The sequence below is a fragment of the Vibrio sp. CB1-5 genome (genome assembly GCF_059412285.1).
Window position 1 is genome coordinate 63116 of record NZ_JBJHPB010000020.1, and the last position, 14836, is coordinate 77951.

12 protein-coding genes are annotated in these 14836 nt (G+C 47.0%); 9 read left to right on the plus strand and 3 right to left on the minus strand.

Features of this window, described 5'->3' with window-relative positions:
- Positions 1–185: 185 nt before the first annotated feature.
- Together fadI and fadJ are read left to right on the plus strand one after the other, a co-directional pair.
- Positions 186–1508, plus strand: coding sequence for an acetyl-CoA C-acyltransferase FadI (fadI, locus tag ACJB0T_RS14640; protein WP_479290839.1), 1323 nt, complete (start codon positions 186–188; stop codon positions 1506–1508).
- On the plus strand, positions 1508–3625 hold the full coding sequence (gene fadJ / locus ACJB0T_RS14645; RefSeq protein ID WP_479290838.1) for a fatty acid oxidation complex subunit alpha FadJ: 2118 nt from the start codon (positions 1508–1510) through the stop codon (positions 3623–3625). The genes fadI and fadJ overlap by 1 nt, the downstream gene beginning before the upstream one ends.
- Positions 3626–3693: 68 nt before the next feature.
- On the opposite strand, the gene ACJB0T_RS14650 is transcribed toward fadJ, so the two are convergent.
- Positions 3694–6477, minus strand: a complete 2784-nt coding sequence (locus ACJB0T_RS14650; RefSeq protein WP_479290837.1) for an insulinase family protein — start codon at positions 6475–6477, stop codon at positions 3694–3696.
- 336 nt (positions 6478–6813) lie between these two features.
- Between ACJB0T_RS14650 and sixA the strand changes: the two genes are divergently transcribed.
- The gene (gene sixA / locus ACJB0T_RS14655; protein WP_479290836.1) at positions 6814–7278 is read left to right on the plus strand and encodes a phosphohistidine phosphatase SixA; all 465 of its coding nucleotides are present in this window, start codon (positions 6814–6816) and stop codon (positions 7276–7278) included.
- Between the two features lie 27 nt (positions 7279–7305).
- Here the strand turns inward: sixA and smrB are convergent, their stop codons facing one another.
- Positions 7306–7836, minus strand: a complete 531-nt coding sequence (smrB, locus tag ACJB0T_RS14660; protein WP_479290835.1) for an endonuclease SmrB — start codon at positions 7834–7836, stop codon at positions 7306–7308.
- A 62-nt stretch (positions 7837–7898) separates the two neighbouring features.
- Between smrB and prmB the strand changes: the two genes are divergently transcribed.
- From prmB to fusA, 3 genes are all read left to right on the plus strand, one after another.
- Positions 7899–8831, plus strand: a complete 933-nt coding sequence (gene prmB / locus ACJB0T_RS14665; RefSeq protein WP_479290834.1) for a 50S ribosomal protein L3 N(5)-glutamine methyltransferase — start codon at positions 7899–7901, stop codon at positions 8829–8831.
- 166 nt (positions 8832–8997) lie between these two features.
- Positions 8998–10083, plus strand: a complete 1086-nt coding sequence (aroC, locus tag ACJB0T_RS14670; RefSeq protein WP_479290833.1) for a chorismate synthase — start codon at positions 8998–9000, stop codon at positions 10081–10083.
- Positions 10084–10357: 274 nt separating this feature from the next.
- A complete protein-coding gene (fusA, locus tag ACJB0T_RS14675) occupies positions 10358–12373 on the plus strand; it encodes an elongation factor G (protein WP_479290832.1) in 2016 nt (671 codons plus the stop codon).
- 43 nt (positions 12374–12416) lie between these two features.
- Here fusA and ACJB0T_RS14680 read toward each other — a convergent pair whose 3' ends face one another.
- On the minus strand, positions 12417–13040 hold the full coding sequence (locus ACJB0T_RS14680; RefSeq protein ID WP_479290831.1) for a trimeric intracellular cation channel family protein: 624 nt from the start codon (positions 13038–13040) through the stop codon (positions 12417–12419).
- Positions 13041–13277: 237 nt separating this feature from the next.
- Between ACJB0T_RS14680 and ACJB0T_RS14685 the strand changes: the two genes are divergently transcribed.
- The 3 genes from ACJB0T_RS14685 (at position 13278) to ACJB0T_RS14695 (ending at position 14767) form a co-directional block, all read left to right on the plus strand.
- Positions 13278–13808, plus strand: coding sequence for an elongation factor P hydroxylase (locus ACJB0T_RS14685; RefSeq protein WP_479290830.1), 531 nt, complete (start codon positions 13278–13280; stop codon positions 13806–13808).
- Between the two features lie 43 nt (positions 13809–13851).
- On the plus strand, positions 13852–14115 hold the full coding sequence (locus ACJB0T_RS14690; protein ID WP_479290829.1) for a YfcL family protein: 264 nt from the start codon (positions 13852–13854) through the stop codon (positions 14113–14115).
- A gap of 130 nt (positions 14116–14245) precedes the next feature.
- On the plus strand, positions 14246–14767 hold the full coding sequence (locus ACJB0T_RS14695; RefSeq protein WP_479290828.1) for an NADPH-dependent FMN reductase: 522 nt from the start codon (positions 14246–14248) through the stop codon (positions 14765–14767).
- Positions 14768–14836 lie beyond the last annotated feature (69 nt).

The following is a 14836-nucleotide window of genomic DNA, read 5'->3' on the forward strand; positions in this document are numbered from 1 at the left end:
CTGCTGGTATCTTCTTGTTTTCTTTCACCATATTGTTGCCGACTTTGCGCAATTCTCATATTCCATTTTGGTCGACCCTATCACGTTATTCAATAAAACCGCTGATATTCGTCAAACGATTGTTTTAAATTCTTAACAACCTCGTTACAATGTGTGTGGTCAGACCTCTTTAGGAAGGAGAAACTATGAGCAGTAAGGACGTGGGGAAAATCGATCTCACCACTCGAAACGGTGAGCGAATTGCTGTTGTGGCGGGGCTTCGTACCCCTTTTGCCCGCCAAAGTACCGAATTTAGTCAAGTACCAGCAGTAGACTTAGGAAAAATGGTTGTGGCCGAGATGATGGCACGCACCAATATCGATCCTAAGTTGATCGACCAAGTGGTATTTGGTCAAGTAGTGCAAATGCCAGAAGCGCCAAATATTGCTCGTGAAATCGTGCTTGGCACTGGAATGGACATTAATACTGATGCTTACAGTGTGACGCGCGCTTGTGCGACCAGCTTCCAGGCTGCGGCTAACGTTTGCGAAAGCATTATGGCTGGCACTATCGATGCGGGTATCGCTGGTGGTGCAGATTCTTCTTCAGTATTGCCAATTGGCGTCTCGAAAAAGCTTGCTGCAAATCTACTCGCTCTAAGTAAAACAAAAACGGTAGGTCAAAAGCTTAACATTCTTAAAAAGCTGTCGTTCAAAGATTTGATGCCAGTACCCCCTGCCGTCGCAGAGTACTCGACAGGTCTTTCTATGGGGCAAACCGCCGAGCAAATGGCAAAATCACATGGGATTACTCGTTTAGAGCAAGATGAGCTTGCTCACCGATCTCACACCCTTGCTTCTCAAGCATGGAAAGAGGGCAAAGTGCGCGACGAAGTGATGTCCGCATTCCCTGAGCCTTACAAAAAGAGCTTGGATGAAGACAACAACATTCGTCATGACTCCGAACTTTCAAGCTACAGCAAACTGCGTCCTGCCTTTGATAGACAATACGGCAGCGTTACCGCAGCAAACAGTACGCCGTTAACCGATGGCGCAGCAGCAATTATGTTGATGCGCGAAGGGCGAGCGAAAGAGCTAGGACTAGAAATCAAGGGTTACATTCGCTCTTACGCCTTCTCAGCGATTGGCGTTCGTGAAGATATGTTGATGGGGCCTTCTTATGCGACTCCGATGGCGCTAGATCGCGCGGGTATTTCTCTGTCCGACCTAACGCTGATTGATATGCACGAAGCCTTTGCGGCGCAAGCACTCTCCAATGTGAAGATGTTTGCCAGCGACAAGTTCGCTCAAGAAAAACTGGGTCGTTCTCAAGCGATCGGTGAAATTGACATGGATAAATTCAACGTACTAGGTGGCTCGCTGGCTTATGGTCACCCTTTCGCAGCCACTGGTGCACGAATGATTACGCAAACGTTGAATGAGCTGAAGCGACGTGGAGGAGGGTTTGCCCTTAACACAGCGTGTGCAGCAGGTGGCTTGGGTGCAGCAATGGTTCTGGAGGTAGAATAATGAGTGAACAAAAGGCCTTTCATCTTTCAGTAGATGAGCAGAACATCGCATGGCTTGGTATTGATGTACCGGGCGAAAAAATGAATACGTTACAAGCTGCGTTCGCCGAAGAAATGGCGCAGCTGTTTGAAGAATTAGAGCAGAAAAAATCTGAGTTAAAAGGACTGATTGTCCACTCGCTTAAACCGGATAACTTCATCGCTGGTGCCGATGTAAGAATGCTTGATGCTTGTACCTCCGCTGAAGAAGCTCAGTCTCTTGCTGCGAAAGGACAAGAGATGTTCCAGCAGCTTTCAGACTTGCCCTTCCCAGTTGTCTCGGCTATCCACGGCCCTTGTTTAGGTGGCGGCCTTGAGCTCGCGCTGGCGTGTGATTACCGAGTTTGTAGTGATGCTGGTATCACCAAGCTTGGTTTACCAGAAGTGCAACTTGGATTATTGCCCGGCTCTGGTGGTACGCAGCGCTTGCCACGATTGATTGGTTTGCTGCCGTCATTGGATCTCATCCTAACCGGCAAACAGCTTCGTGCTAAAAAGGCTAAAAAGCTTGGTGTGGTTGATGCGAGTGTACCTAAGACCATCCTGCTAGATGTTGCTAAACAGTTTTTGGACAAAGGTAAAAAGCGCAAAGCCAAAAAACTGAACAAGAAAGAAGTATTGATGGCTGGCACAGGGCTTGGCCGTAAAGTGATCTTTGATCAAGCGGCTAAGAAGACAAATGATAAAACGCGTGGCAATTACCCAGCAGCGGACGCGATTTTGGATGTGATTCGTTATGGCCTAGAAAAAGGCATGACGAAAGGGTTGGAGAACGAAGCTAAGCGTTTCGGTGAGCTCGTCATGACGTCAGAGTCAAAAGCGCTGCGCTCTATCTTCTTTGCAACCACGGAAATGAAGAAAGAATTTGGTAGCGATGCTGAACCAAACACCGTTAGCAACGCTGTGGTGCTTGGTGGTGGTCTGATGGGTGCAGGTATTACTCATGTCACCGTTAGCAAAGCGAAAGTACCAGTACGAATCAAAGATGTTTCTAACGATGGCATCGTTAATGCGCTGGGTTACAACTACAAACTTCTAGAGAAAAAGCGCAAACGTCGCATCATCTCTAAAGCCGACTTACAAGCGCAAATGCTACAAATGGCCGGTGGCACCGACTTTACCGGATTCGATAAAGCGGATGTGGTGGTTGAAGCGGTATTTGAAGATCTAGGTCTTAAGCAGCAGATGGTTAGCGATGTAGAAACCCATGCGAAGCCAACTACTATCTTCGCAACCAACACGTCTTCGATTCCAATCGCGCAGATTGCAGAAAAAGCGGAGCGCCCAGAAAACGTGGTGGGTCTGCATTACTTCAGCCCAGCAGATAAAATGCCCCTTGTGGAAGTTATTCCACATGAGACGACTTCAGAAGAGACCATCGCGACTATGGTTCAGTTTGCTAGAAAGCAAGGTAAGACACCGATTGTGGTGAAAGACCAAGCGGGTTTCTATGTAAACCGTATTCTTGCGCCATACATGAATGAGTCGGCGAATGTGCTGCTTGCGAATGAACCGATTGAGTCATTGGATAGAGCATTGTTGGACTTCGGCTTCCCGGTAGGCCCGATCACCCTGCTTGATGAAGTTGGGGTGGATATTGGCGCTAAGATCATGCCGATTTTGGTTAATGAACTGGGTGAGCGTTTCCAAGGTCCAGATGTCTTTGACAAGCTGCTGAATGACGGTCGCAAAGGTCGTAAGACGGGCAAAGGATTCTATACCTATAAAGGCAAAAAGAAGACCGTTGATAACTCAGTGTATAGCGTTTTGGGTCTTAAGCCTGAAGCGAGCATGTCAGAAAAAGAGATCGCAATTCGCTGTGTGCTACCAATGCTTAATGAGGCGGTACGCTGTCTAGATGAAGGCATTATTCGCAGTCCACGTGATGGTGATATCGGTGCCATCTTTGGTATCGGCTTCCCGCCATTCTTGGGTGGTCCATTCCGCTATATGGACTCACTAGGCATCAAGAAGGTGGTAGAACTGATGAATGAACACGCTCAAAAATACGGAGACCGTTTTGCTCCGTGTGATGGACTCGTTACTCGAGCGGGGCTTGAAGAGAGCTTTTATAAGTAATTTAGAACACTCATCTAGAAAACTTAGGGTATAGAAATATTCACCCCCTCGTAAGAGGGGGTGTTTTTTTATCCTAAATCGGTGTCTTTTGGTCTTAGTTGAAACTCTTCTATTGAGCCAATTTCTAGTCCCAAATCAAGCTTGTCTGCATCAACATGAGCCTTTCCTTGGCTATGCATGATCAGGCGGTTCGCTGTGCGCGGCTTCAGCTCGTTAACGACGAAGCGAATCATATCGGCGCGTGTCAATGACTTCAGCTCCTCAAGAACCTTCTCACGCTGGTTAAAGCTGGTGTCTTTGTTGCCGATGGCAATCCACAATCGCTGAGCACGACCACGTAACGTGGTATCCGGAGCCGAAATTTGATTCCAGAGTCCTTTTTTACTGCTGTGCCATTGATAATCATTGAGCTCAAGTAGCACCATATAAACAGCGTTTAAGAACTCATCGATAGAGCGGATAAGGTCATTCGGCGCCGCTTTAGGCGATTGCACATAAAGCACTATACCCGGATGGCGATTGAGTGGCATGTTGCCAGTGCCTACCATATAACCCAGTTGCTGTTTGGTTCGGATTTCGTGGAAGAAGGTCGCCGACATCAAGTGATTAGCGAGTGAGTACAGTGCGATGCTACGTGGATTGATGTCCTCGCATTGGTAATAGACCACAATCGCGGAATCATCCTGATCGCAAAATACCTCTCTTTGAAAGCTACCATTTCGTCCAAGCATGACCAAAGGTCGCAAACTCTCTTCGTACTTTTGATTGTGAATACGAAGTGCATCTTTGAGCGTGGTGGCGATGTCATGCGCACCTTGCTTATGCCAATCGCCATACACAAACATATCAATATGAAGCTCAGTTAAGATGTCTTGTACAAAGCTAGGTAACTCGTCGACGGTAATGGTTTCTAGCGCATCAAGTAACACAGGGTTTGGTGGGTTATTTGGCTGTAAAATGCCAGTCATGGCATTGAACAGTTGCGAAATCGGGCGATCTTTCGCAGAGTTGCGCCAAGCTCTCATCAGCTGTGCTTTAATGCTTTCAAAACGATCTGGATTGAAATCGCGTGATGCGAAGCGCTTGAGGATCATCTCCAGTAGCTGAGGTTGCTTTTTACTGAAGCCAGAAATCGACAAGGTAACCCCACCTTGGTGGGCATACATGTCGTAGCTCAGGCCTGCCACTTCTGCGGGATACGTTTCTTCAGAGAGCGAGTCGAGGAACATTTCCACACACAGTCGCGTCATAACGATATTACGAGCGGAAGCGACCGAATGGGGGCTATCAATAGCGATAAACACCACTCCTTTCGGGACTTTAAATTGACTGTCTTGAAGGTGCCACAAGCGAAAGCCTTCCAAGTCTTCAATCAACTGCGGGTGTTCTTGTTCGCTTTCCAGCGGATAGGTGGACAAGTCGTAGTTGATGAAAGGGTTTTTCTCCGGTAAGCAGAAAGCTTCTTCACCGTCAGCTAAAGGCTGATTGAAAAACGCCAATTCTTCATCTGTAAATTCCGTGACAGAATAAGGTGTAAAATACCACTTGGCCTGTTTATCGTAGTATTGCTCTTTGGCGACTAGGGTCGCTTTGAGGTTTCGGGTCGTCAGGAACTGGGCATATTCAAGTAGCATAGCTTCGTCATAGCCGGCCATTTTGTAATCGCCATAAATGACATCTTCCTGTGGGTAGTGCTGCATGTTCATTACTAGGTGACTGACCATGTCCATCTGTCTGGCTGGCTCTTGAAATTGGAAAGCTGACTCCATGACGGCACGCTTTTCCAAATAACGCCATTCTTGCATACCGTGAGTTTTAATGAGCTCAAGATATTGAAAGACAGCTTGAATCATCTCATTGACGTGTTCAAGGCCGGTTGGAGTGAGTGTCATGCTGACACTGAACTCGCGGTAGTTACTTCCAGACGCACCGCCACCGGCTGACAGGGACGTAATCCAGCCTCGCTCTTTGAGATGCAGCATTAGACTGCCTTGTCCTTCGTAGCCAAGTAGGTTGGCGAAGTATGACAACGGCTTTTGGTGATAGTGCTGCTGGGTCGCTGGAAGCGGAAACGCAAGGATTAACTTACGTAGCTCTTTGATTGGTTCAACGCGCACCATGACTTGTGTGTTGTCTTCCGTAGCAAAAGGGACATCTATCGATTTGCTGATGCGTTGGTTATTGACGATGTCAGCAAACTTGTCCGTTGCCCACTGTTCTAATTCGTCCAGTTCATGGGGGCCGATCATAGCCAGTGTCATGATATCAGAGGAGTATTGCTGCTGGTGGAAGCGAAGGATTTCGCCTCGAATACTCTCTCCATTGCGATCACTTAGGGTTTCGACATTGCCGACAGAAAACTTGGCGAATGGGTGCGCTTGGTTAATCGTTTCTTTTTGAACCTGATATAACCTGCGGCCGTCTTCATTAAGCTTGAGTTTGTACTCTGAGTCTACGGCTTGGCGCTCCTTATCGAGCGCTTCTTCGTTAAATAGCGGGGCACTGAAAAACTGGCTGAAACGGTCGAGGCCTTTCTCAAACGCATTTGGATAGATATCAAAGAAATAGCAGGTATGTTCAGTACCAGTCCACGCATTATTGCTGCCGCCGTGCTGACTAATAAAGGACTGAAATTCTCCAACCTTAGGGTATTTTTCTGTACCCAAGAACAACATATGTTCAAGGTAATGGGCAAGACCTTCACGGTCGTCTGGATCGTCAAAATGGCCGACGTTCACTGCAAGTGCAGCGGCGGACTTTTGGGCGTGCTCGTCTTTGACGAGCAGGACGCGTAACTCATTACTTAGAGTGAGGTAGCGATATGAGCGATTATCATTTGGACTTATATGCACGTATCTTCTCCGGATTAAGCGGTGGCTTGGGACAGCTTAACCAAGCGTCTGGCGACAAAAGCGATGTCTCACAATTGGTACTAACAAGGACAACCAACAACTATTTACAAACTTTAAATGGAGACAGACAAAAACTAACTTACAATATTTTTTGAGTATCAACCTTTAAATTGTTAAGAAAGTCGAAGCCTTTAGCAAGTGAATTGATATAATTAATTTTTTTAAATAAGTATATACCCTAGTTATCAGAATATGCAGGCAATTGCGACAGATAGCGCAGGGTTTAAGCGCTAGAGATGATTGCCTTGGGCAATCATTGAATAGGCGGGTGTTAATATGAAAGTGTTTATTATGCGTCATGGCGAAGCCGTCCATTACGCACCAACGGATGAGCAACGTGCCCTAACAGAGCATGGCAAAGAAAACTCGATTATCGTTGCCAGAGCATGCAAGCAGCAAGGGTATGAGCGTTTTGATAAGGTACTGGTGAGCCCTTATTTAAGAGCGCAGCAGACGTGGGCTGCGATCAGCCAAGAGTTCAGCAGTGATGACGTCGTCACCTCTGATGATATTACGCCTTACGGGCAGGCCGAGGATGTGGTGGAGTATGTCTCTGCGATTGCTGATATTGAAAGCCTAGAATCAATCTTACTCGTTTCTCACTTACCTTTGGTTGGCTACCTAACGGCAGAGTTTGTTGGCGATATCAGTGCGCCAATGTTCCCGACTTCTGGCTTGGTGTGCATCGAATACGATGTTCAGAGAAGGCAGGGTGAAGTGCTTTGGCACATTCACCCTTAGTAAAAAGCTAAAGAACTGAAGAAAGGCTTACTTCTCAGGAATAGAGAGTAGAACCAACAGTGCGCCATCGCCGCCAAACTCAAGCGGCGCTTGGTGGAACGCCATCACATCAGGATGTTGAGCCAGCCACAATGGTGCTTTTTGCTTTAGAATGTGTTTGCCAATGCCATGCATGACACATGCACAGTGCACCTTTTCTCTTATGCAGTGGGCGATCATCGCGCCCAACTCTCGCTTGGCTTCTTGCTGAGTCATCCCATGCATGTCTAAAAACACATCCGGTACATACACTCCGCGTCGCAAGCGTTTCACTTCGTACGTGGATACATCATCACGCGCGTAACGAGTCGGACCATCATCGCTTAGGTGCGGCTCAAATTCGTCAGAGAAATAAAACTCGGCGTCTTTGGCTTCTCGGCTGGTTCTTTTCTGCTCTTTTTGTTTCTTATTTCTGTTTGGCTGCTGGACTATGGTATCCTGTTGCAACTTTTTTACGCCTTGTACTGCATCCCTAAAAAGGGCGAAATCGTCATCAGCGTTGGTGTCTTTTTTGCTCATGGACTGGGACAACTCAATAAACATCTAGATTGGCAGTATTGTAGCGCTTTTTGGAGGCAATTTTGGATAAGATTTTTGTGGAAGAAGCCGTTTCTGAGCTTCATACACTTCAAGACTTGATTCGTTGGACCGTGAGTCGATTCAATGCAGCGGGTCTTTTTTACGGCCACGGCACCGACAATGCTTGGGATGAAGCGGTTCAGCTGATCCTGCCAACGCTGTACTTACCGATTGACGTGCCACCACATGTTTTAAACTCGCGTCTAACCAGCAGCGAGCGTCTACGTGTTGTTGAGCGCGTTATTAAGCGTATTAACGACCGTACACCAACGGCTTATTTAACCAACAAAGCATGGTTCTGTGGCCTAGAGTTCTTTGTCGATGAGCGCGTATTGGTGCCACGTTCACCAATCGGTGAGCTGATTGAAGCTCAGTTCCAGCCTTGGCTTGCAGAAGAGCCAGTGCGAATTATGGATCTGTGTACTGGTAGTGGCTGTATTGCAATTGCCTGCGCGCACGCTTTCCCTGACGCTGAAGTGGATGCCATTGATATTTCAACAGACGCATTGGAAGTCGCTGAGCAAAACGTTCAAGACCACGGTCTAGAGCAGCAAGTGTTCCCAATTCGCTCGGATCTATTCCGCGACTTGCCAAAAGAAAAATACAACCTGATCGTCTCTAACCCACCATATGTGGATGAAGAAGACATGAACTCGCTACCAGAAGAGTTCACTCATGAGCCAGAGCTTGGCCTAGCGGCAGGTACTGACGGTCTGAAATTGGTGCGTCGCATTCTTTCAAATGCGCCGGATTACTTAACTGACAATGGTATCCTTATTTGTGAAGTGGGCAACTCAATGGTTCATATGATGGAGCAATACCCACATATTCCATTTACATGGATAGAGTTTGAAAACGGCGGTCACGGTGTGTTCATGCTAACGCGTGATCAGATCCTTGAGCATTCAGAAGAGTTCTCGATCTACAAAGACTAATCGAGTACTGACGCTAAGATAAAGCAACGCTGCAATGAGAATTGCAGCGTTTTTTCGTTTGGGGGTTTACAACGTCAGCCTTTGTCGTCACTATAAATTCACGAAGAATAGACAGGCAAAGGACAAGCTGCGGGCATTGCGCTTGTTCGGACAGACAGAGGAAGTAATGGCAGGAAATAGCATCGGACAACATTTTCGTGTAACCACATTTGGTGAGAGTCACGGCATTGCACTGGGTTGTGTGGTGGACGGTTGCCCTCCTGGATTGGAAATCACGGAAGCCGATCTGCAAGTTGACTTAGATCGTCGTCGTCCAGGGACATCAAAATACACCACTCAACGACGCGAACCTGATGAAGTAAAAATTCTTTCAGGTGTGTTTGAAGGTAAAACCACAGGCACGTCGATTGGTCTATTGATCGAAAACACCGATCAACGCTCAAAAGATTACTCAGAAATCAAAGATAAGTTCCGACCAGGACACGCGGATTACACCTACCACCAAAAGTACGGTATCCGTGATTACCGTGGTGGCGGCCGTTCGTCAGCTCGTGAAACGGCGATGCGTGTCGCAGCGGGTTCAATCGCCAAAAAATACCTTCAAAAAGAGTTTGGTGTTGAAATTCGTGCTTACTTATCACAAATGGGCGATGTGTCTATTGATAAGGTAGATTGGAACGAGATCGAAAATAACCCGTTTTTCTGTCCAGATGTCGACAAAGTAGACGCTTTTGACCAACTAATCCGTGATCTTAAAAAGCAAGGTGACTCAATTGGTGCCAAGCTACAAGTGGTCGCGACCAATGTACCAGTGGGTCTAGGCGAGCCGATTTTTGACCGTCTTGATGCGGATATCGCCCATGCGCTAATGAGCATCAACGCTGTGAAAGGTGTCGAGATCGGCGACGGCTTTGATGTGGTTAATCAAAAAGGCAGTGAGCACCGCGATCCACTGACGCCAGAAGGCTTTAGCAGCAACCATGCTGGTGGCATCTTAGGGGGTATCTCTACTGGTCAAGATATCGTTGCCAATATCGCACTAAAACCTACCTCAAGCATTACAGTACCGGGTGAAACCATCACTAAAACCGGTGAGCCAACGCAATTGATCACCAAAGGTCGTCATGACCCATGTGTGGGCATTCGCGCTGTGCCAATCGCTGAAGCTATGTTGGCGATTGTGTTGCTGGATCACCTGTTACGTCATCGTGGTCAGAACCACGGCGTGCAAACAGAGACACCGCTTATCTAGCGTCATCGTGAATTTTTATTGAGCCTCTGGGTAACACCAAGAGGCTTTTTTTTGGTGTAAATCACGGATTGGACAATAAATAACCTCAACTATGGAGGTTATGAAATTAGTCACAATATTTGTGCGGGTATCGGTTCACACTAAGTACTCAGCCATCACGTAGGAGTGCATTGTTTGGACAGAAGGATCCGAAAAATGACTTGGAAGACGAGTAGGCGGGAAACCGCCGACTCAATGTAACAGTGCTTGTTTCCAATCACTTAAGGAGCGTCTTATGTCTCAACATGAAATTAGAAATATTGCCTTTGTCGGTCAAACAGGAACTGGCAAAACCAGCTTAGTTGAACGTCTACTTTTTGAGTCCCACACCATTAATAACCTAGGTCATGTCGAAGATGGTGACACGATCACCGATTTTGACGACCAGTCTATTCACTATCAGCACAGCGTTGAAGCGACCCCTGTCTCTCTTTCGTGGCGCAACCACCAAATGAACTTCATCGATACTCCAGGACAAGTCGAACTTCTTGGCCGAACTTTGAGTATCTTTCCTGCGGTTGAAACCTCGGCTTTGGTACTGGATGCAGGAAGTTCTATCAACCAAGTTTCCGAGCGTTTGTTCCAATTCGCAAAAGATCAGAAAAAATGCCAGATGGTGATCATCAATAAGATCGATCAGCACCCCGATAAGCTTTTGGCACTACTTGAAGAGATCGAACAGCGTTTCGGCGCACAGTGTTTGCCAATTAACTTGCCGTCGCAGAAACCAGCGGAAGTCATCGACTGCTATTTCGAGCCAAATCCAGAGCAAACCACCTTGTTTAGTGGCGTCGATGAAGCCCATGAGCTCTTAGTCGACCAAGTCGTTGAAATGGATGAATCTCTGATGGAGCTCTATTTGGAGCAAGGCTCAGAGCTAACACCAGAGCAGCTTCACGATCCGTTTGAAAAAGCGCTCCGAACCGGTCACGTGGTGCCCGTCTGTTTTGTCTCCTCGGATACGGGAGCTGGTTGTGAGCTCTTGCTTCGTACTTTGGCAGAAATTATGCCGATGCCAGACGAAGGCAATCCACCGATGTTAGAAAAAAATGGTAAGCAAGTAGCGATCGATTGTGACAAACGCGACCATACTGTTGCGCACGTCTACAAGGTCAACGTGGATCCTTATATGGGCAAGCTTGCTTACGTACGTGTTTTTCAAGGGGAAATTAACGCGGGGAGTCAACTATTCATTGGTGATAGCAGTAAAGCGTTTAAAGTCGGTCACCTATACAACTTACAAGGTAAGAAACGTCATGAGATCACCACCGCTAAAGCAGGCGATCTGTGCGTATTGGTGAAGGTGGATGATCTTGCCTTTGATTCGGTGATTCATGATTCACACGATGAAGATGGTGTTCAGTTCAAAACACTTAATTTCCCAGAGTCGATGTACAGTTTAACGCTGAAACCGAAAAAACGCGGTGATGAGCAAAAAATGTCAGACGTATTAGCCAAAATTGCCGCAGAAGATCCGTCGCTCAAAATAGAACATCGTACACGCACCAATGAAACTGTGCTGAGCGGCCAGGGTGAATTCCATCTCAAGATAGCGCTCGAGAAAATGCAGCAAGTCTTCAAGTTAGATGTAGAAACCAGCCAGCCAAGCGTTGAATACTTTGAGACCATTACTAAGCCTGCCGAGGCGCAATATCGTCACAAGAAACAAAGTGGTGGCGCTGGACAGTTTGGTGAAGTACATCTGAAAGTAAGACCACTGGAGCGCGGCGCTGGCTTCGAATTTGTTAATAAAGTGGTGGGTGGTGCGATTCCAACCGCGTTAATCCCAGCCGTGGAAAAAGGCATCGTTCAGGCATTAGAAGAAGGGGCGATATCGGGTAACCCAATCAAAGACATAGAGGTGACGGTGTTCGATGGTAAATACCATTCCGTAGACTCCAAAGAGATCGCCTTTGTCATTGCAGGGAAAAAAGCCTTTTTGCAGGCTGTCGAAGCAGCAGGGCCTATCGTTTTAGAGCCGATTGTCGATTTGTCTTTAGAAATCCCAACGCAATATGTCGGAGATGTATCCGGCGACTTATCGGCTAATCGAGGGCTCATCGTCGGAAGCGAACAAGGCACCTACGGCAGCACCATCTTGGTCGCTAAATCGCCAATTAACGAGTTGGCGGATTACTCGCGCAGGTTAAAAGCGTTAACGGGCGGAGAGGGGCGCTTTAACATGACCTTGAGCCACTATGAGCCGGCACCGCCAATGATTCAAAACCGAGTGTGTGAGGAGCAAGAGTAAATAAACGGCTCCAACGGGAAACCGTTGGAGCCGATTGCTTGATTTAGTGCAGTGCTTCTTCACTCTCTAACTGAAACGAAGGCAAACGCCATTTGAAACGCACCGCCGCCATACGCAATGTGTAGCCAACCACGAGTGTGATAACGGTGGTAGACAGTGTCGACAAACCGTACTCAAGCAGCGCCAAATATAGGCAGGCTGCGGCAACAGAAATAGACGCATACAGCTCCTGATGAAGCACCAACGGCGTTTGGCGACAGATCAAGTCACGCAGCAAGCCACCAAAGACGCCAGTAACGAGACCAGATACCACACAAATGAATGGGTGTAAGCCCATACTCAGTCCTACATTGGTACCGATAATGGTAAACACCACTAAACCAAGCGCATCGAGTCTTAGGAATACGCCTTTAAATTTAATAATCCACTTTGCCAGTCCTGTCGTCAGGATCCCTGCAAGGCAAGTAATGGCCAAAAATTCAGGATGTTTTACCCAACCCAACGGGTAGTGACCCAATAAGATGTCGCGAACCGTACCGCCACCAATAGCGGTCGCACTGGCAACGAGCATGACACCAAACCAATCCATATTGCGTCGGCCCGCACTAAGCGCGCCAGTCATCGCTTCTGCCGTGATGCCGATGATGTATAAGACGGTGAGTAACATAACTCAAAACTCGAAAAAATGAAGATGCGACAGTGTAGTGACTTGTCCTAGGATTGACGAATGAAATGTTTTACCGCGCAAACGTTTTTCGGATTAATTAAACTAATCTTTTCGCATGTTGAGTTTCGGTTTAAGAGGTAAACACATCGACGTTAAGTTTGCTTTGTTCAGTTTACTCTTTACGTTGCCTGCGAATGAATACACAATAATGCCAATTGTTATAGCTGCGCTACTGATATGCACCACGAGTACCAAGACCTTATTACTGTTTTTAATCAAACATTTTTCGATGACTATCGCACTAAACTCGAGTTAGGTGGCGATGAGCCGATTTACCTCCCTGCTGACGATAAGGTGGATTACCATCGTATTGTTTTCGCGAGAGGGTTCTATGCCTCAGCATTGCATGAGATTGCCCATTGGTGTGTCGCTGGCCCAGAGAGAAGACTGTTGGAAGACTTTGGCTATTGGTATCAACCAGACGGTCGCACCGCAGAGGTCCAAGCCGAGTTCGAGAAAGTAGAGATCCGTCCTCAAGCCTACGAGTGGATCCTTAGCGCTAGCGCTGGATTCCCGTTTTCAGTCAGTTGCGATAACCTAAGTGGTGACTTCGAACCGGATCGTCTTGGATTTATGGGTAAGGTTCATGCGGAGGTTATCTCTATCCTCGAGAAGGGTATTCCACCTCGTGTAAAACAGCTATCAGATGCATTGCGCAGCTTTTATCAAACCCCTGAATTGACTCATAACACCTTTGTGGTGTGTTAGTGCATAACCTCCATCATCGAATTATTATTAAAGAGCCTCAACAATGATTATTGAATACGAAGAAAAACTGTTAGAAACCATTGATTCTCGAATCACTCAAGCTTCCGATGATGAGCTGTTCGCTGGTGGTTACTTACGTGGTCACATTTCACTGTCTGCTGCATCGTGTGAAGAAGATGGGGTTACTGATATTGGTGAATTTAAAATGCGAATCCAAGCAAGCCTTGATGAGGCCAAATCAGAGCTGAGCCCTGCGGATCGCGTTATCGTTCATGACCTTTGGACTGAACTACAAGCGACAATATAGCAACGAGAATACAGATAGAATGTGCTTGTTCGAAAAATTCGATGAACTAGATAAGATTTTCTCTCTTGCTGGATCAAGCAGATAGGTTAACCTTTAATCAAACACTACGAGAGACTAAAGGGAATCGACTATGAAAGTTATCGCATTTGGCGCAAGCACTAGCAGCACTTCTATTAACAAAGCACTCGCAACCTACGCTGCCAGCTTAATTGAAGGCGCCGACGTTGAGGTGCTTGACCTTACTCAGTTTGATGTGCCACTTTTTTCGGAAGATAAAGAGAAAGAAATTGGTCAGGCAGAAGGTGCAAAAGCATTTCTTGATGCGATTGCAACGGCGGATGCGTTGGTCATTTCCTATGCTGAGCACAACGGTCACCATCCAGCTGCGTACAAGAACTTGTTTGATTGGGCGACGCGTATCGACCGCGAAGTTTTCAAAGGCATTCCAGCGGTGTATCTTGCTACTTCACCAGGACCAGGCGGCGCTGCAAACGTGCTTGCAGCGGCAACCAATTCCGCGCCTTACTTTGGCGGCAATGTGAAAGCGAGCATTTCTGTTCCGAGCTTTTACGATAATTTTGACCTTGAATCGGGTCAGCTCACTAACGCTGAGTTGGTCGATAAAGTTCAATCAGCCATTAAGCAGCTCTGATCAAACTTTTGGTTTCATACCTTTCTTGATTGAAGGCGCTTATTATTGGCGCCTTTTTTTGTTTTCGCC